The 17,201-nt window shown below is 71.5% G+C and carries 16 protein-coding genes; 5 read left to right on the top strand and 11 right to left on the bottom strand.

What is annotated here, in order from left to right; genetic code table 11:
- Positions 1-45: 45 nt before the first annotated feature.
- From ABT025_RS08105 to ABT025_RS08075, 7 genes are all read right to left on the bottom strand, one after another.
- A complete protein-coding gene (locus ABT025_RS08105) occupies positions 46-1,377 on the bottom strand; it encodes an MFS transporter (RefSeq protein WP_350991147.1) in 1,332 nt (443 codons plus the stop codon).
- A gap of 96 nt (positions 1,378-1,473) precedes the next feature.
- Entirely contained in the window at positions 1,474-2,082 is a 609-nt protein-coding gene (locus ABT025_RS08100) for a TetR/AcrR family transcriptional regulator (RefSeq protein ID WP_350991145.1), read from the bottom strand.
- A gap of 3 nt (positions 2,083-2,085) precedes the next feature.
- Complete coding sequence (locus tag ABT025_RS08095; RefSeq protein WP_350991186.1) at positions 2,086-3,087, bottom strand: agmatine deiminase family protein; 1,002 nt, start codon at positions 3,085-3,087, stop codon at positions 2,086-2,088.
- A 31-nt stretch (positions 3,088-3,118) separates the two neighbouring features.
- Positions 3,119-4,807 carry an urease subunit alpha gene (locus tag ABT025_RS08090; RefSeq protein WP_350991143.1) on the bottom strand — a complete coding sequence of 563 codons (1,689 nt, stop codon included), beginning with the start codon at positions 4,805-4,807 and terminating at the stop codon, positions 3,119-3,121.
- Positions 4,804-5,484: an urease subunit gamma gene (ureA, locus tag ABT025_RS08085; protein ID WP_350991141.1), complete on the bottom strand. Its 681-nt coding sequence runs from the start codon at positions 5,482-5,484 to the stop codon at positions 4,804-4,806. The genes ABT025_RS08090 and ureA overlap by 4 nt, the downstream gene beginning before the upstream one ends.
- Before the next feature lie 147 nt (positions 5,485-5,631).
- Positions 5,632-6,720 (bottom strand): branched-chain amino acid aminotransferase, encoded by a 1,089-nt coding sequence (locus ABT025_RS08080; RefSeq protein WP_350991139.1) that lies wholly within the window; start codon positions 6,718-6,720, stop codon positions 5,632-5,634.
- A 240-nt stretch (positions 6,721-6,960) separates the two neighbouring features.
- Positions 6,961-8,001: a 3-isopropylmalate dehydrogenase gene (locus ABT025_RS08075; protein ID WP_350991137.1), complete on the bottom strand. Its 1,041-nt coding sequence runs from the start codon at positions 7,999-8,001 to the stop codon at positions 6,961-6,963.
- 130 nt (positions 8,002-8,131) lie between these two features.
- On the opposite strand from ABT025_RS08075, the gene ABT025_RS08070 reads away from it, so the two are divergent.
- On the top strand, positions 8,132-9,706 hold the full coding sequence (locus tag ABT025_RS08070; protein ID WP_350991135.1) for a purple acid phosphatase family protein: 1,575 nt from the start codon (positions 8,132-8,134) through the stop codon (positions 9,704-9,706).
- Between the two features lie 29 nt (positions 9,707-9,735).
- Here the strand turns inward: ABT025_RS08070 and ABT025_RS08065 are convergent, their stop codons facing one another.
- Complete coding sequence (locus ABT025_RS08065) at positions 9,736-9,864, bottom strand: hypothetical protein (protein WP_093772350.1); 129 nt, start codon at positions 9,862-9,864, stop codon at positions 9,736-9,738.
- Positions 9,865-10,123: 259 nt separating this feature from the next.
- Positions 10,124-11,008 carry a LysR family transcriptional regulator gene (locus tag ABT025_RS08060; protein ID WP_350991126.1) on the bottom strand — a complete coding sequence of 295 codons (885 nt, stop codon included), beginning with the start codon at positions 11,006-11,008 and terminating at the stop codon, positions 10,124-10,126.
- A gap of 112 nt (positions 11,009-11,120) precedes the next feature.
- On the opposite strand from ABT025_RS08060, the gene ABT025_RS08055 reads away from it, so the two are divergent.
- From ABT025_RS08055 to ABT025_RS08040, 4 genes are all read left to right on the top strand, one after another.
- Complete coding sequence (locus tag ABT025_RS08055) at positions 11,121-12,131, top strand: NADP-dependent oxidoreductase (RefSeq protein WP_350991124.1); 1,011 nt, start codon at positions 11,121-11,123, stop codon at positions 12,129-12,131.
- A 95-nt stretch (positions 12,132-12,226) separates the two neighbouring features.
- Positions 12,227-12,799, top strand: a complete 573-nt coding sequence (locus ABT025_RS08050; protein WP_350991122.1) for a CDP-alcohol phosphatidyltransferase family protein — start codon at positions 12,227-12,229, stop codon at positions 12,797-12,799.
- Complete coding sequence (locus tag ABT025_RS08045) at positions 12,796-13,656, top strand: phosphatidate cytidylyltransferase (RefSeq protein WP_350991120.1); 861 nt, start codon at positions 12,796-12,798, stop codon at positions 13,654-13,656. Before ABT025_RS08050 ends, ABT025_RS08045 begins: the two co-directional genes overlap by 4 nt.
- A complete protein-coding gene (locus ABT025_RS08040; protein WP_350991118.1) occupies positions 13,656-14,861 on the top strand; it encodes a lysophospholipid acyltransferase family protein in 1,206 nt (401 codons plus the stop codon). The genes ABT025_RS08045 and ABT025_RS08040 overlap by 1 nt, the downstream gene beginning before the upstream one ends.
- Here the strand turns inward: ABT025_RS08040 and ABT025_RS08035 are convergent.
- Together ABT025_RS08035 and pruA are read right to left on the bottom strand one after the other, a co-directional pair.
- A complete protein-coding gene (locus ABT025_RS08035) occupies positions 14,795-15,334 on the bottom strand; it encodes a hypothetical protein (RefSeq protein ID WP_350991116.1) in 540 nt (179 codons plus the stop codon). The genes ABT025_RS08040 and ABT025_RS08035 overlap by 67 nt on opposite strands.
- Positions 15,335-15,554: 220 nt before the next feature.
- Entirely contained in the window at positions 15,555-17,186 is a 1,632-nt protein-coding gene (gene pruA, locus ABT025_RS08030) for an L-glutamate gamma-semialdehyde dehydrogenase (protein ID WP_350991114.1), read from the bottom strand.
- Positions 17,187-17,201: the final 15 nt, after the last annotated feature.

Genomic DNA, 17,201 nt, shown 5'->3' with positions numbered 1-17,201 from the left:
ACGGAAACAGTCTGGCACAGGACCGCCTCCGTGCCCCGCCCTGTCTCAGGATGCGGGCGTGACGCTCGTCGCTCCGGCGGGCTGCGCCTCGGCCCCCGCCTGCCCGGCGTCGACCCGGTTCAGGTCGATGTCGCGGGTCTCACGCATGGTCAGGTAGACGACCAGGGAGACCGCGGCGCAACCGGCCACGTACCAGTAGAAGCCGGACTCGGCGCCGGCGTTCTTGAACCACAGCGCCACGTATTCGGCGGTGCCGCCGAAGAGCGCGTTGGCGACGGCGTACGAGAGGCCGACGCCCAGGGCCCGGATGCCGGTCGGGAAGAGCTCGGCCTTCACGCAGGCGTTGATCGAGGTGTACCCGGTGATCACGACCAGCGCGAGCAGCGCGAGGCCGAGCGCCGGCCAGAACGTGTCGGCGTGCTTGAGCATCGTCATGATCGGCACGGTCAGGAAGGTCGAGCCGACCGCGAAGGTGATCAGCAGCGGGCGGCGGCCGATCCGGTCGGACAGCATTCCGGCCAGCGGCTGGATGCACATGAAGACGAAGAGCGCGCAGAAGCTGACGAGCGATGCGGTGGACTTCTCCATGCCGGCGCTCTTGGAGAGGAACTTCGTGAGGTAGGTCGTGTACGTGTAGTAGGCGACGGTGCCGCCCATGGTCAGGGCCATCACGAGGAACGCCTCGCGCCGGTGCTGCCAGAGCACCTTCAGCGTGCCGCGGTCCTGCTGCTCGGCTGCTCCGGAGTCGGCGTACACCTCGGTCTCCAGCATGGAGCGGCGCAGGTAGAAGACGATGCCCGCGCCGAGTGCGCCGACGACGAACGGGATGCGCCAGCCCCAGCTGTGCAGCGCCGCCTCGGACATGTTGCGCTGCAGGACGATCTGGAGGCCGAGGCCCACGAGCTGTCCGGCGGTCATGGACACGTACTGGAAGCTGGAGGCGAAGCCGCGCTTCTCGGGTGCGGAGGCCTCGGTGAGGTAGGTGGCGCTGGCCGCGTACTCACCGCCGACGGACAGCCCCTGGAGCAGCCGGGCCACCATCAGTACGGCGACGCCGCCGTACCCGGCGACGTCGTAGGTCGGTGCGATCGCGATGAGGACCGCGGAGGCCGACATGAGGGTGACGGTCAGGGTGAGCGCGGCCTTGCGGCCCTTGCGGTCACCGATCCGGCCGAGGAGCCAGCCGCCGACCGGCCGCATGAAGAAGCCGACGGCGAAGATGCCCATGGTGTTCATGAGGTTGGCGGTCTCGTTGCCTTCGGGGAAGAACGAATCCGCGAAGTAGACCGCGAAGGTCGCGTACACGAACCAGTCGAACCACTCGACCATGTTGCCGGCGGAGCCGACCCAGATTTTCTTCCACTGCTCTCGTCCCATGGTTGGCACCGTGCCCGAACCGGCGGAAGTCCAACAAGAGTGCAGGGCGCAACGATCGCGCGTACTTACGTGCGTTTCGTTCACGTGCGGGTGACGTCATCGGGTGGCGGTCAGCGATTCGTCGATGAACTCCGCCACCCGGTCCAGGACTTGAGTCCGGCCGGTGCCGGGGAGGCCGACGGCCACATGGACGCTGAAGCCGTCGAGGAGGGCGCGCAGCCGGGTCGCGAAGCGTTCGGCGTCGACCCGGCGGAACTCCCCGCGCGAGCCGCCCTCGGCGAGCAGCGCCACCAGGTCGCGGTGCCAGGCGCCCTCGATCGCGGCCTGCCGGGCGCGCGCGTCGTCGTCGGCGTCGCGCGAGCGGTTCCAGACCTCGAGCCAGAGCGTCCAGTGCGGGTCGCGGTGGCCGGCGGGGAGGTAGAGGGCGATGTACGCGTCGAGCCGTTCGCGGACCGTCCCGGGCAGGGACAGCAGCCGGCGCCGCTCGGCCCCGAGCCGGTTCTCGCTCCACTCCAGGGTCTGGAGCAGCAGTTCGTCCTTGGTACGGAAGTAGTAGAGGAGGTGGCCGCTGCTCATGCCGACCTCGCGGCCGAGCCCGGCCATCGTGAGGCCGTCGAGACCGCGTTCGGCGACGGTGGCCATGACGGCGGCGAGCACGTCCTCGCGGGGCGGGGCGGTGTTGCGGCGGCGCGGGGCGGTGGGCACGGTTCAGACCTTCGGCTGCTGCTGGGTGATGCAGTGGATGCCGCCGCCTCCGGCGAAGATCGCTCGGGCGTCGACGAGTGTCACCGTACGGCCGGGGAAGAGCCGACGGAAAATCCCGGCTGCGAGCTCGTCGCGCGGGTCGCCGAAGGCGCACAGGACGACACCGCCGTTGCAGAGGTAGTGGTTGATGTAGGAGTAGTCGACCCACTCCCCGCCGGCTCGCAGCACGGTGGGTGCCAGGACCTCCACGACCTCCAGCGGCCGCCCCTTCGCGTCGGTGGCGGCGCGCAGGATGCGAACGGTCTCCCGGGTGATCTCGTGGTCCGGGTGGGCCGGGTCCGGCTGGACGTGGGCGACCACGGTGCCGGGGCGGGCGAAGGCGGCGACGATGTCGACATGGCCGAGTGTGCCGTAGGTGCCGTAGTCGCCGGACAGACCACGAGGAAGCCAGATCGCCTTCTCCGTGCCCAGGCGCACGTGCACCTCGGCCTCGACCTGCTCGCGGGTCCGGTCGGGGTTGCGCTCCTTGCCGAGCTGGACGGTCTCCGTGAGCAGCACGGTGCCCTCGCCGTCGACGTGGATCGCGCCGCCCTCGTTGACCAGCGGCGAGCTGTGCACGGGGACACCGGCGAGCTCGGCGACGGAGCGGGCGATGTGGCGGTCGTGCTCCCAGCGGGCCCAGCCCTGGGCGCCCCAGCCGTTGAACGTCCAGTCGACGGCGGCCAGTTCGTGTCCGTCGGTGACGAACGTGGGGCCGATGTCCCGCATCCACGCGTCGTCGAGCGGGCGCACCGCGAGTTCGATGTCCGGGCCGAGCAGTGCGTGGGCGCCGTCCTCCTGGCCGGGGCCGACGACCATCGTGACGGGCTCGAAGCGGCGGACGGCATGGGCGACCGCGGCCCAGGCGCGGCGGGCCTCGTCGAGTTCGGCCGCGGTGGCGAAGGTGGGGTTCGGGCCGGGCCAGGCCATCCAGGTGCGTTCGTGCGGGGCCCATTCGGGCGGCATACGGAAGGTCACTGTGGGTCCTTGGACTCTTTCAGAGGAAGTAGAGCCGGTTGAGGGAGACCGATTCGGCGGGTTCGGAACTGAGCGGGTCGCCGTCCAGGGTGACGAGGCCGCTGCGTGCGTCCACGTCGACCGTTCCGGTGCGGGAGTTGAGGCGGAGGTCGGCGGGGCCGATGCCCCGGGTGCCCCGGACGCCGACGCGGCGCCTGCGGGTCGGCATGGCGTCGGCCCCGAGCTGGGTGGCGGCCTGCGAGACGAAGGCGACGGAGAGATCGGCTGCGGTGGCCCCGTACGCGCCGAACTGCGGTCCGAGGACGAGGGGTTCGCAGGTGTCGGTGGCGGCGTTGGGGTCGCCGGTGACGCCGTAGGCGGGGAAGCCGGACTTCAGGACCAGTTGCGGCTTCGCGCCGAAGAACTCGGGCCGCCACAGCACGATGTCGGCGAGCTTTCCCGTCTCGATGGAGCCGATCTCGTGCGCGAGGCCGTGGGCGATGGCCGGGTTGATGGTGAGCTTGGCCATGTAGCGCAGCACCCGGGCGTTGTCGTCGCCCGGTCCGTCGCCCTCCATCGGGCCGAGTTCGGCCCTCATCTTCCCGGCCATGGCGAGGGTGCGGCGGACGGTCTCGCCGGCCCGGCCCATGCCCTGGGCGTCGGACGAGGTGATCCCGATGGCTCCCAGGTCGTGCAGCACGTCCTCGGCGCCCATCGTGCCGGCCCTGATCCGGTCGCGGGCCATGGCGGCGTCACCGGGCAGGTCAGTCTTCAGGTCGTGAACGGAGACGATCATCCCGTAGTGCTCGGCGACCGCGTCCCGCCCGAAGGGGAGCGTGGGGTTGGTGGAGGAGCCGATGACGTTCGGCACGCCGGCCATCTTCAGGACGTTGGGGACGTGCCCGCCGCCGCAGCCCTCGATGTGGAAGGCGTGGATGGTGCGCCCCTCCAGGACGCGCAGGGTGTCCTCGACCGACAGGCACTCGTTCAGTCCGTCGCTGTGCAGGGCCACCTGAACGTCGTACTCCTCGGCGACGCGCAGCGCGGTGTCCAGGGCGCGGGTGTGTGCCCCCATGTCCTCGTGGACCTTGAAGCCGCAGGCCCCGCCCTCGGCGAGCGCCTCGACGAGCGGCGCCCGGTGGGAGGAGGAACCGCGGCCCAGGAAGCCGATGTTGACCGGCCAGGCGTCGAAGGCGCTGAAGGCGTGGCGCAGGGCCCACGGCGAGTTCACGCCGACGCCCCAGACCGGGCCGAACTCCTGGCCGATGACCGTGGTGACGCCGGAGGCGAGCGAGGCCTCCATGATCCGCGGCGAGAGCAGGTGGACATGGGTGTCGACGGCTCCGGCGGTCGCGATCAGGCCCTCGCCGGACACGATGGAGGTCCCCGTGCCGACGACGACGTCCACCCCGTCGAGGGTGTCCGGGTTCCCGGCCCGGCCGATCGCGGAGATCCGCCCCTCGCGGATACCGATCGACACCTTCCGGATCCCCTGCACGGCGTCGATGACCAGCACGTTGCTGATCACCACGTCACAGGTCTCCCGGACGGCGGCGGCCTTGAGGTGGAGGCCGTCGCGGGCGGTCTTGCCGAACCCTGCGAGGAACTCGTCGCCGGGCTTCTGGGTGTCGGACTCGACCCTGACGGTCAGCCCGGAGTCGCCGAGCCTGACCCGGTCACCGGCGCGCGGGCCGTGCACGGAGGCGTACTCGTACGGGTCGACGCTCATCGCGCGGCCCCCAGGTAGCCGCAGGCGGCCGCGCGCCGCAGGGCCTCCTCGCGGGCGCCGGGTGCGTCGAGGGGGCCGTCGACCAGCCCGGCGAACCCGATCGCGACGCGGTCGCCGCCGATGGGCACCAGCCCCACCTCGGCGCGCTCACCCGGCCCGAAACGGACCGAGGAGCCCGCGGGCACGCAGAGCCGCATCCCGTACGCCGTCGCCCGGTCGAAGTCGAGCCGCGGGTTGGCCTCGAAGAAGTGGAAGTGCGAGGTCACGGAGACCGGGACGGTCGCGGTGTTGCGGACGGTGAGGCGCGCGGAGGGCTCCGGCCGCGGAGTCGCGGGTCCGGGCACGACGGCGCCGGGCGCCTCGTCGCCGAGGCCGGCGCCCAGCGGCCGGGAGACCACGGCGAGCCGCGATCCGTCGTCGAAGACGGCCTCCACATGGACCTCGGTGACGACATCGGCGACCCCGGGCAGCACGTCGTCCGGGCCCAGCACCCGGCGGGCGGCCTCGATCGCCTCCGCGAGCCGGCGTCCGTCGCGGGCGGCCTCGCAGACGGTGTCCGCGATCAGGGCGGTGGCCTCGGGGACGTTCAGCCTCAGGCCGCGGGCCCTTCGGGCCCGGGCCAGCTCGGCGGCGCCGAAGAGCAGCAGCCGGTCCCGCTCGGTCGGGGTCAGTCGCACGTCGTCGTACCTCCTGTTTAGAGCAGCACTCTAACCAGTGGGCAAGGGGAAAGGGAACCCAAGACGTATGGGTTCGAGCAACACTCCAAGTCCTCTCGCGCAAGAAGGCCGCGCCCTGCGGACGCGGCCTTCCGGATGAGGGGTCGGCTAGCCGATCGAGTGCATCCAGCCGTGGGTGTCCTCCGCGACACCGCGCTGGATGTCCAGCAGGCGCTCACGCAGCCGCAGGGTGACCGGGCCCGGCGTGCCGTCGCCCTGGGCCCACTCGCCGCCCGTGCTCTTCACGGTGCCCACGGGGGTGATGACGGCGGCGGTGCCGCAGGCGAAGACCTCGGTGAGGGTGCCGTCGGCGGTGTCGTCGCGCCACTGGTCGATGGAGACGCGCTCCTCCACGGACTCGTGGCCGAGGTCCGCGGCGAGCCTGAGCAGCGAGTCACGGGTGATGCCCGCGAGCAGGGAACCGGTCAGGGCCGGGGTGACGATCTTGTTCCCGTACACGAAGTACAGGTTCATCCCGCCGAGCTCCTCGACCCACTTGTGCTCGACGGCGTCGAGGTAGGCGACCTGGTCACAGCCCTTGGCGGCGGCCTCGGCCTGGGCGAGGAGGGACGCGGCGTAGTTGCCGCCGGTCTTCGCGTCGCCCATGCCGCCGGGGACGGCGCGGACGCGGTCCTCGGAGAGCCAGATGGAGACGGGCTTCACACCGCCGGGGAAGTAGGCGCCGGCCGGCGAGGCGATGATCAGGAAGAGGTACTCGTTGGCGGGCCGGACGCCGAGCCCGACCTCGGTCGCGATCATGAACGGGCGCAGGTACAGCGACTCCTCGCCACCGTGGGCCGGCACCCAGGCCGCGTCCTGCCGGACGAGCGCGTCACAGGCCTCGACGAACGTATCGACGGGCAGCTCCGGCATCGCGAGCCGGCGCGCGGACGACTGGAAACGCTCGGCGTTGGCCTCGGGACGGAAGGTGGCGACGGTGCCGTCGGGCCGGCGGTAGGCCTTGAGGCCCTCGAAGATCTCCTGGCCGTAGTGCAGCGTCATATTGGCGGGGTCGATCGACAGCGGCGCGTACGGGACGAGCTGGGCGTCGTGCCAGCCGCGGCCGTCGGTCCACTTGATCGTCACCATGTGGTCGGTGAAGTAGCGGCCGAATCCGGGCTTGACCAGGATCGCCTCGCGCTCCGCGTCGGACAGCGGGTTCGAGGAGGGCTTGAGCTCGATCGTGGGCGTCGTCATGAGTGCGTGTCCTTCACCGGTTTGTGTGTGTAGGACCACGCCCACGCCAGCTCCTGTCGGACAGGTGCTAGGACGTCCGAGCTTCGTGGCAGACCACGGTCCCGTTCGATTATCTCTCGCGGGGAGCCGTGCACGAAATGACGTGAATGCGGTCCAGGGTTCGATGGTGACACCCGGGGCCGCACAGGAGAAGCCGCCGGGTGCGTGTGCGACCCGGCGGCTTCTGAAGGAGTCGTCGGATCAGCCCGCTACGCGTACCGCGAGCGCGTCGCCGATCTCGTCGGTGCTGCGGGCGGTCCCGTCGCGCTCCGCGAGGTCGGCGGAGACGGCGTCCTCGATGCGCACGGCCTGGGCCTCGTAGCCGAGGTGGCGCAGCAGGAGGGCGACGGAAAGGATCGTGGCGGTCGGGTCGGCCTTGCCCTGACCCGCGATGTCGGGGGCAGAGCCGTGGACCGGCTCGAACATCGACGGGAAGGCACCCGTCGGGTTGATGTTGCCGGAGGCGGCCAGGCCGATGCCGCCGGAGACGGCCGCGGCGAGGTCGGTGAGGATGTCGCCGAAGAGGTTGTCGGTGACGATGACGTCGAAGCGCTCCGGCTGGGTGACGAAGAAGATCGTCGCGGCGTCGACGTGCAGGTAGTCGGTGGTGACCTGGGGGTACTCGGCCGCGACCTTGTCGAAGGTGTTCTTCCACAGGTGGCCGGCGTAGACGAGGACGTTGTTCTTGTGGACCAGCGTCAGCTTCTTGCGCGGGCGGGCGGCCGCGCGCTCGAAGGCGTCACGGACGACGCGCTCGACACCGAAGGCCGTGTTGAGGCTGACCTCGGTGGCGACCTCGTGCTCCGTGCCGGTCCGCAGCGAACCGCCGTTGCCGGTGTACGGCCCCTCGGTGCCCTCACGGACGACGACGAAGTCGATCTCCGGACGGCCGGCCAGCGGGGTCGCCGTGTTCGGGAACAGCTTCGACGGCCGCAGGTTGATGAAGTGGTCGAAGGCGAACCGCAGCTTCAGCAGCAGCCCGCGCTCCAGCACGCCGGAGGGCACGGACGGGTCACCGATCGCACCGAGCAGGATGGCGTCGTGGCCCTTGAGGGCCTCCAGCTCCGCGTCCGGGAGGGTTTCGCCGGTGCGGTGCCAGCGCTGGGCACCAAGGTCGTACTCCTTGGTCTCCAGCTTCACGTCCTGCGGGAGAACAGCGTTGAGGACCTTGAGGCCCTGGGCCACGACCTCCTGGCCGATACCGTCACCGGGGATCACTGCGAGATTGATGCTGGAAGCCATGTCCGGCACGATACTGCGCGTCCCACCCCATGACATGTCACGTCCACTATACGGACACATGGGCAGCTGTACGTGTACCGTTCACCTACTCGACGGAGTGCCGTCAGGGAACGGGTGGAGGTTGTCGCCCATGGACATCCCCCGTTTCGGCATCCCCGAGAAGCTCGCCGACCGCATGAGCATGGCCGAGCAGCACGACTACCTGCGCACCCGGCTGACGCGACGCGGTGTGCTGCGTACGAGCGTGGCGACCGCGGCCGTCGCCGCCGGTGCCGGGCTCGGCACCTCGCTGACCGCCTCGCCCGCGTACGCCGCGCCGACGGTGCTCACCTCGCACAGCACCACCCGGGTGGACGGTTCGCTGGTCGCGCCGTTCGGCCGGCACCTGGCCTACGGCGCCGACCCGAAGACGCAGATGGCGGTCTCCTGGCAGGTCCCGTTCGCCGTTCGCCGCCCGTACATCCGGATCGGCCTCGAGCCGTGGGCGCTCAGCCGGAAGACCGACGCCGAGGTGCGCCACCTGACCACGCCGCTGCTGAACGACGGCAAGATCGCCGCCGCCGAGCAGTACTACGTGCACGCGGCCCTGGAGCACCTCAAGCCCGGCACGACGTACTACTACGGCGTCGGCCACGACGGCTTCGACCCGGCGGACACCCGCAACCTGGGCACGCTCGGCACCTTCACCACCGCGCCCTCGCGCGCCGGGACCTTCACCTTCACCGCCTTCGGCGACCAGGGCGTCAGCTACCACGCGCTCGGAAACGACCAGCTGATCCTGGGCCAGAACCCCGCCTTCCACCTGCACGCGGGCGACATCTGCTACGCCGACCCGTCGGGCTCCGGCCAGAGCAGCGACACCTACGACGCGCGCACCTGGGACCAGTTCCTGGCGCAGACCGAGACGGTGTCCAAGACGGTGCCGTGGATGGTGACGACCGGCAACCACGACATGGAGGCCTGGTACTCGCCCGACGGATACGGCGGCCAGAACGCCCGCTGGACCCTGCCGGCCAACGGCCCGGACCCGGTGAACCAGCCCGGGGCGTACTCCTTCGTGCACGGCAACGTCGGCGTGATCGCGCTCGACGCCAATGACGTGTCGTACGAGATCCCCGCCAACTTCGGCATCAGCGGCGGCAAGCAGACGCGCTGGCTGGACCGGCGCCTGGGCGAGCTGCGAGCCCGCGACGACATCGACTTCCTGGTGGTCTTCTTCCACCACTGCGCCTTCTCCACGACCAACGCGCACGCCTCCGACGGCGGGGTGCGCGAGGCCTGGGTACCGCTCTTCGAGAAGCACCAGGTGGACCTGGTCATCAACGGACACAACCACGTCTACGAGCGCACGGACGCGATCCTGAAGAACGCGGTCCAGCGCAAGGTACCGATCGGCGAGCGCACCGACCCGACGCGGGACGGCATCGTGTACGTCACCGCGGGCGGCGCGGGCAAGGCGCTGTACAACTTCCCGGCGCCCGACAGTTACGAGGGTCACGTCACCGACCTGGAGAGCGTGGACACGTACCACGTGGCCAAGGGCGGCGGTAAGGCCGTCGAGACCGTGGAGTGGTCGCGGGTTCGCTACACCGGGTTCTCGTTCCTCGCGGTGGAGGTGGAGCCCGGGAGGAACGCGCGGATGAAGGTCACCGCGCTCGCCGAGTCCGGCGAGCGCATCGACCACTTCGAGATCAGCCGGGGCTGAGCACGGCCGGGCCCGGGCGGCAGCCCGGGTCAGTGGCCGGTGGAGCCGCCGTTGTCCCTGCGGTCGAGGGCACGCTGCAGGGCGGCGGCGGCATTCTGCCGCTCCGACTCGGTCGGGCGGTGGGTGTGGCGGACGCGGCGGACAGTGGTCTCGGCCATGGTGGATCGACTCCTTGAGATCGCGAGGATTTCGAGATCGAAAAATCTTGAACGTGATGTCGAGATCAGGGATTTCGAGGTGCCGGAAGGGGCGGGGAGCAGGCGCCGCAGGGGTTGCCTGCTTCGGGGCGCGCGCTCACGACCGCCAGTCGCTTGATCTAGCGAGACGTTCGGCTTCTACAAAGCTAGGGCAGCCGCGCCGGTCTGTCTCCACAATTACTCGGACTTCCTACTATCTGAGACGGAGGTTTACGCGCGCTCACTCCCCACTCACTCTCAGCTCCCGGATGAGCGCCCGGACGGCGAGCGATCGTGCCAGCTCAGGGGTGGTGACATAGCCCACGGAACGCGTCGGGCGCTCCGGCCCCAGAGCGGTGATCGCGACCGAGTCCGGTGCTCCTTCGAGTGACAGCTCCGGCATGATCGCCATGCCGAGACCACGGGACACCATCGAGAGCACCGCTCCGTCGTCCTCCGCCTCCATCGTGGCGCGCGGGATCCAGTCCTGGGCGGCCCACCAGTCGCGGGTGTACGAGGTGCAGCTCTCCGCCCAGTCGAGCAGGGGGAGCGTCCGCGGCGCCGGATGACCGGCCGGGTGCACCAGCGCGTACTCCTCCTCCCGCAGCACCCCTCCGATCAACTCCTTCGGCACGGGGGAACTCGCGCCGATCGTCGCGATCCCCAGATCGGCGCGCCCGTCCAGCACCTCGCCCGCCGTGCCCCGTCCCATTTCCCGGACCACCCGCACCCTCGGCTCGATCCCCGGGTGGCGGGCCCTGAGCCGTTCCAGGGCAGGTGGCAGCAAATACAGTGCGGCGCTGCGGAAGGCTGCGATCCGCAGCGGGCCGGCCGGTACGTCGCCTCCCCCAGGGCCGGCCGCCGCGGCGCGCGCCTCGGAGCCCATCAGCTCCAGCAGCCGCAGGACGCGGCGGGCGTGCGCGACGGCACTCGTGCCTGCCGGGGTGGGCCTCGCACCCTTCCGGCCGCGGTCGAAGAGCACCGCCCCGATTCTGTTCTCGCTGGTCCGGATCGCATGGGAGACGGCGGACTGCGTCATGCCCAGCGCGGCAGCGGCTCCGGAGAAACTGCCGGCGCTCTCGACCGCGACGATGATCCGCAGCTCGTGCGGGCTCAGATCGGTCATGGTGTGGCCCCCTCGTTTCCATGAATGATCCATGAACGCCGCTCATGGAAACGGCCTTTCCATCGACGGAACCCCCTGCCGGGCCGTTCGATTCCTTCCTAGCGTCACTGCCATGACGACGACACGCACGGCCCTTACCTTCCAGCTGACCGCCCGCCCCACGGGGTTCCCCACCGCCGGCCTCTTCTCCCTGGTCGAGGCCCCTCTCCCGGCTCCCGGCCCGGGCGAGGCCCTGGTCGAGAACCTCTACCTCTCCGTCGACCCGTACCACCGTGGGGAGATGGACGCCGGCTGGGAGCTGAACGTCCCTCTGGAAGGCCGCGCGATCGGCCGGGTCGTCGCCTCCCACGACCCCGGTCTCGCCGAGGGCGACCTTGTCTTCCACCGGCAGGGCTGGCGTACCCACGCCCTGGTCGCGGCGGGCGTATCCGGCACCCGCAGGCTCCCCTCCCACGAGGGCGTGCCGCTGACCGCCCATCTGTCGGTCCTCGGCGGCACGGGCCTGACCGCGTATGTGGCGCTCACCCGCACGCTGGAGTTCCGGGCCGGCCAGGACCTGTTCGTCTCGGCCGCCGCGGGCGGGGTCGGCACCGCGGTGGGGCGGATCGCCCGGCTCCTCGGCGCCGGACGGATCGTCGGCAGTGCGGGTTCGGCCGCGAAGGCCGCCCGGCTCACTGGGGAACTCGGCTTCGACGCGGCCTTCGACTACCACGACGGGCCGGTCGGCGAGCTGCTGGCGAAGGCGGCACCGGACGGGATCGACGCCGTCGTCGACAACGTGGGCGGGGACCATCTGGAGGGTGCGATCTCCGCGCTGCGCGAGCACGGCCGGATCGCCTGGGTCGGCGCGATCGCCCAGTACCACTCCGCGGACCGGCCGCCGGCCGCTCCGCGCAACCTCTTCGACGTGGTGGGGAAGAGCCTGCGCCTCGAAGGCGTACTGGTCCGCAACTACACCGATGTGCAGGGCGAGTTGGAGGATCTGCTCGTACCGCATCTGCAGAGCGGCCGGATCTCCCCGGACGTCACCGTGGTCGACGGCTTCGAGCGGACCGTGGACGGCTTCCTGGGAATGCTGCGCGGCGAGAACACCGGCAAGATGCTGATCCGCACGGGTGCCTGACGACTGTCCCCCGTGCCGTACCTCCCGGGTACTCAGCCGCCATTTGAGTACCCGGCCCGTGTCGAAGGAACGTGCGACGCACGACAGTTGCACCCATGAACGGCCTCTACGCTCTCAAGCCCTGGTACGCGAACCGGCTCTCCGGTGTCCGCGCCTCGCTGGTCCGTCGTGAGGTGTCGCCCGACACCCTCACCGCCGCCGGCGTCGTCGCCGCGGCCGGCGGCGCAGCCGCACTGGCCTGGCTGCCCACCGGCCTCGCCGCCCTGCCCGTCGCCGTACTGCTCGCGGCCCGGCTCGCCTTCGCCAACCTGGACGGGGCGCTGGCCCGCGACACGGGCCGCACGACCCGGCGCGGTGCGGTGCTCAACGAGCTCGGTGACCGGGTCGCGGACCTGGTCGTGCTGGCCGGTTTCCTGGCGCTCGCCCCGCTCTGGCTGGTGGCGGTCGCCGCACTCGCGGCGACGCTGCCGTCCTGGGTGTCACTGGCCGGCGCCGCGGCCGGTGCGCCACGGCGCAACGGCGGCCCGGTCGGCAAGACCGAGCGCTGCCTGCTGGTCGTGGTCGCAGCGGCGAGCGGCTGGGCCGTACCGGTACTGATCGTGATCGCCGCCGGTTCGCTGCTCACGGCGGTGCTCCGGCTGGCCGGGCTGTGGAGGGAGCTGGCATGAGCGCCGTACTGATCGCCGAGGAGGCGGCCGCGCGGGCGGTGCCGCTGGTCGCGGGTGTGCTGGGGGCGGGCGGGGTCGCCGTCGCGGTCCTCCCCTCGAAGGTGCGGATGCGGGCCGAACTGCGCAGGCGGTGGCGGACCTGGGCACTGGTCGCACCGGTCTTCCTGGGGGCGTACTTCCTGGGCGGCGGCGGTACGTACGCGCTGGCCGCGGGGCTCGGGGTGATCGCTGCGAGCGAGTTCGTCCGGATGGCGGGGCTGCGGCGCGGCGACCATGTGGTCCTGGGGGCGGCCGCCGTCGTCCTCCCGGCACTGGCCTGGCTGGCACCGCGCCTCCTGGACCTGCGCGCGGCGGCGCTGCTGCTGGTAGCGGCCGCGCTCCCGTCGGTGCTGGCCGGGGACGACCGGACGGGCTTCACCCGGACCGCCCGGACCGCGTTCGGGCTGCTGTGGATCCCCGTCGCGCTGACGGGCCTGGTGACGCTCGGCGAGACGGGCGTCGCGGTGGGCCTCGCGGTGGCGCTCGGCGATGTGGGCGCCTGGTGCGGCGGTACGGCGCTGGGCCGGCGCGGCCCGCTCGCCCGGCCGCTGTCGCCGCTCTCGCCCAACAAGACCTGGGCGGGGGTGCTGGGCGCGGCCGTCGCAACGGCCGTACTCCTGATGGTGCTCGGCGAGTTCAGCCTCCCCCTGTGGGCGGCGGTGATCGGCGGCTGTGTCCTCGGTGACCTGATCGAGTCCATGGTCAAGCGGGAGTCAGGGGTCAAGGACGCGGGCAGCTGGCTGCCCGGCTTCGGCGGCCTGCTCGACCGGATCGACTCCCTGTTGGTGGCCCTTCTCCTGGCGACGGTGATGACGTGATGAGTACGCTCCTGAGCACGCCTGCCCGAGCAGTGCTCCCGCGCCGCTCCCGTGTCGCCGCAGCGCTGCGGCGCGGACTGTGGTGGGGCGTGCTGAGCCTCACCGGTGGGGTGGAGCGGCGCGGCCGGCTGCCGCGCGGCGGCTGTGTGGTGGTCGCCAACCACTCCTCGCACGCGGACACCGCGGCGCTCCTCGCGGCGTTGGACGCCCGGCACAGCCCGGCGATCGGGGCGGCGGCCGACTACTGGTTCGCCTCGCCGTGGCGGCGGCGGATCTGCCGCAGGCTGGCGGCCGGCTTCCCGGTTCGGCGGGGCGGCGGTGGGATGGAGGACCTGCTCACGATGGCGGGTGAGCTGCGGGCGGGCCGGGCGGTCGTGCTGTTCCCCGAGGGAACCCGGGCGAAGGACGGCTCGCTGGGCACCTTCCACCGGGGCGCGCTGGTCCTGGCCGAGGAGGCGGGGGTGCCGGTCGTGCCGGTGGGGATCGCGGGCACGGACCGGCTGCTGCCCAAGCACGGGCGGCTGCGTTCGGCGCTGGTCCGGGTGACGATCGGTGAGCCGCTGCCGTCGGCCGTCTCCCCGGAGGAGGCCCGCGACGCGGTGGTGGCGCTGCATACGCGTGCGGTCGCCGAGCCGCTGAGGGACTCCGCGACCCGGCGCCGGGTCGCGGCGGTCGTCACCTCGCGCTGGGGTGTGCCGCTGGCGTTCTGCTGGGCGTTCGCGGAGGCGCTGAGCTGGCCGCTGATGCCGGAGCTGCTGCTGGGCGCGGTCTGCGTGGCGGTGCCGCGCGCGGCGCTGAAGATGTCCCTGGGCGCGCTGGCCGGCAGCCTGGCGGGCGGTCTGCTGGCGCTGCACCTGGCCTCGGCCGGTATCAACCTGCCCGCGCCGCTGACGACGGACCGGATGCGGGCGGAGGTCCGGCACGAGCTGGCTCTGGAGGGCGCGTCCGCGGTGCGCCACCAGCCGTGGAACGGCATCCCGTTCAAGGTGTACGGCGCCGGGGCGGGCCACGCCGGCGTCCCGACGCTCGACTGGCTCACCGCGTCGGCGGCGGCCCGCGGCTCACGCACCCTGACGGTGGGCCTCGCCTTCGCCGGCTTCGGCCTCCTGATGCGCCGCCACCGCCGCCAGTACGGCCGCTACCTGGTGCTGCTGGGCGGCGGGTTCGCGGCGGGGCTGTCGCTGATCGTGCACGGGTGGGGCTGAGCGGCCGGCCGCCTCGGCAGGTCCAGGTCGCACATCGCGCAGACGTAGTACTGCTCCCGTACGACGTTGAGCGCGCCGCACCCGTCGCACCGGCGGAACGTGAACACGGACGTGAAACCGCCGCCGTGGACGACAGCGGCTGCTTCGAGGGCGGCGGCGACCGCGGGCCAGGACGTCTCGGCGTCCGGACAGTACCCGGTCGACTGGTTGGTGATCTCCTCCGCCACCCAGCGGCCGCCCGCGCGCACCGGCGTGACCTCTCCCGCACCCAGGACCGGCGCTCCCCCGGCGCATGCCACGTGCTCGCTGCGCCGCGGTGCCAGTCGCAGAACGCCGTCCAGCGTGACGACGAAGGTGTACACCTCGCCTTCCCGGACCGCCGAGGGATCGAAGGGCCGTCCCCGGCTGTCCCGTTGCACCGCGGCGAGGATGTCCGCAGGACCGACGTACGGGTGGAGCGGGTACGGACACATGGCGCCCACTGTGACAGCGCCCTCCGCGCGCCGCACCCGAAATGGAAACCGCCTCCCGGCCGGCAGGGGAACCGGTCGGGAGGCGGAGTTCGTGGCGGGGTGCCGGGAGGGCGGCACCCCGAGGGGGCGGCGGTTGGCGGGTGACCCCGGACCGGATCACGGACGTGGTCCGGTGCGTGCCAGTGCGTGGCCGCCCGGTCAGCGGCCGCCCGCCACCCGCTCAGCCCTGGTGGGGGTAGGTGTAGTCGGTCGGCGGGACCAGCGTCTCCTTGATGGCCCGGGTCAGGGTCCAGCGCTGGAGGTTCTGCGGGGCGCCCGCCTTGTCGTTCGTACCCGAGGCACGGCCGCCGCCGAAGGGCTGCTGGCCGACGACGGCGCCGGTCGACTTGTCGTTGATGTAGAAGTTGCCCGCGGCGTACCGCAGCTTCTCCATCGTGTACGCGGCCGCGGCGCGGTCGTTCGCGATGACGGCACCGGTCAGGGCGTAGTCGGAGACCGACTCCATCTGCTCCAGCATCTCGTCGAACTTGTCGTCCTCGTAGACGTGGACCGCGAGGATCGGGCCGAAGTACTCGGTCGTGAAGACCTCGTTCTCCGGGTCGCTGCACTCGATGACGGTCGGGCGGACGAAGTAGCCCACCGAGTCGTCGTACGTGCCGCCCGCGATGATCGTGCACGCCGGGTCGGCCGCGGCGCGGTCGATGGCGGCCTTGTTCTTCGCGAACGAGCGGTCGTCGATGACGGCGCCCATGAAGTGCGACAGGTCGGTGACGTCGCCCATGGTGATGGAGTCGACCTCGGCCGCGAACTTCTCCTTGAAACCGGAGTTCCAGATGGAGGCCGGGACGTAGGCGCGCGAGGACGCCGAGCACTTCTGGCCCTGGTACTCGAAGGAGCCGCGGGTCAGCGCGGTCTTCAGGACGGCGTGGTCGGCCGACGGGTGGGCGACGACGAAGTCCTTGCCGCCGGTCTCGCCGACGAGGCGCGGGTAGGTGCGGTAGTTGGCGATGTTGTTGCCGACCGTCTTCCACAGGTGCTGGAAGGTGGGGGTCGATCCGGTGAAGTGGATACCGGCCAGGTCGCGGTGGTTCAGGGCCACCTCGGAGACGGCGATGCCGTCGCCGGTCACCAGGTTGATGACGCCCTTGGGCAGACCGGCCTCCTCCAGGAGCTGCATCAGCAGCACGGCGGCGTGGGTCTGCGTCGGGGACGGCTTCCAGACCACCACGTTGCCCATGAGGGCCGGGGCGGTGGGCAGGTTGGCCGCGATGGCCGAGAAGTTGAACGGCGTGATCGCGTAGACGAAGCCCTCCAGCGGGCGGTGGTCCATGCGGTTCCACACACCCGCGGAGTTCGCCGGGGGCTGCTCGGCCAGGATCTGGCGCGCGTAGTGCACGTTGAAGCGCCAGAAGTCGACGAGCTCGCAGGGGCAGTCGATCTCGGCCTGCTGGGCGGTCTTGCCCTGGCCGAGCATCGTGGAGGCGGCCAGCGTCTCGCGCCAGGGGCCGGAGAGCAGCTCGGCGGCGCGCAGGATGATGGCGGCGCGGTCGTCGAAGGCCATCGCGCGCCAGGCCGGGGCTGCGGCGAGGGCCGCGTCGATCGCGTCCTGCGCGTCCTGCTCGGTGGCGCCGGCGAACGTGCCGATGACGGCCTTGTGGTTGTGCGGCTGGACGACGTCGAAGCGCTCGCCGCCACCCATCCGCTTCTCCCCGCCGATGGTCATCGGCAGGTCGATGGGGTTCTGGCTGAGCTCCTTGAGCTTCACCTCGAGGCGGGCGCGCTCCGGGGAGCCCGGGGCGTAGGAGTGGACCGGCTCGTTGACCGGCGCGGGGACCTGGGTGACAGCGTCCATGGTTTCCGTTGCTCC

Origin of the sequence: Streptomyces sp. NPDC002809 (assembly GCF_040295435.1) — a bacterium.
Lineage (GTDB): Bacteria > Actinomycetota > Actinomycetes > Streptomycetales > Streptomycetaceae > Streptomyces.
Note: the sequence above shows the minus strand (reverse complement) of the source record. Positions and strands in the feature narration are given on the sequence as shown.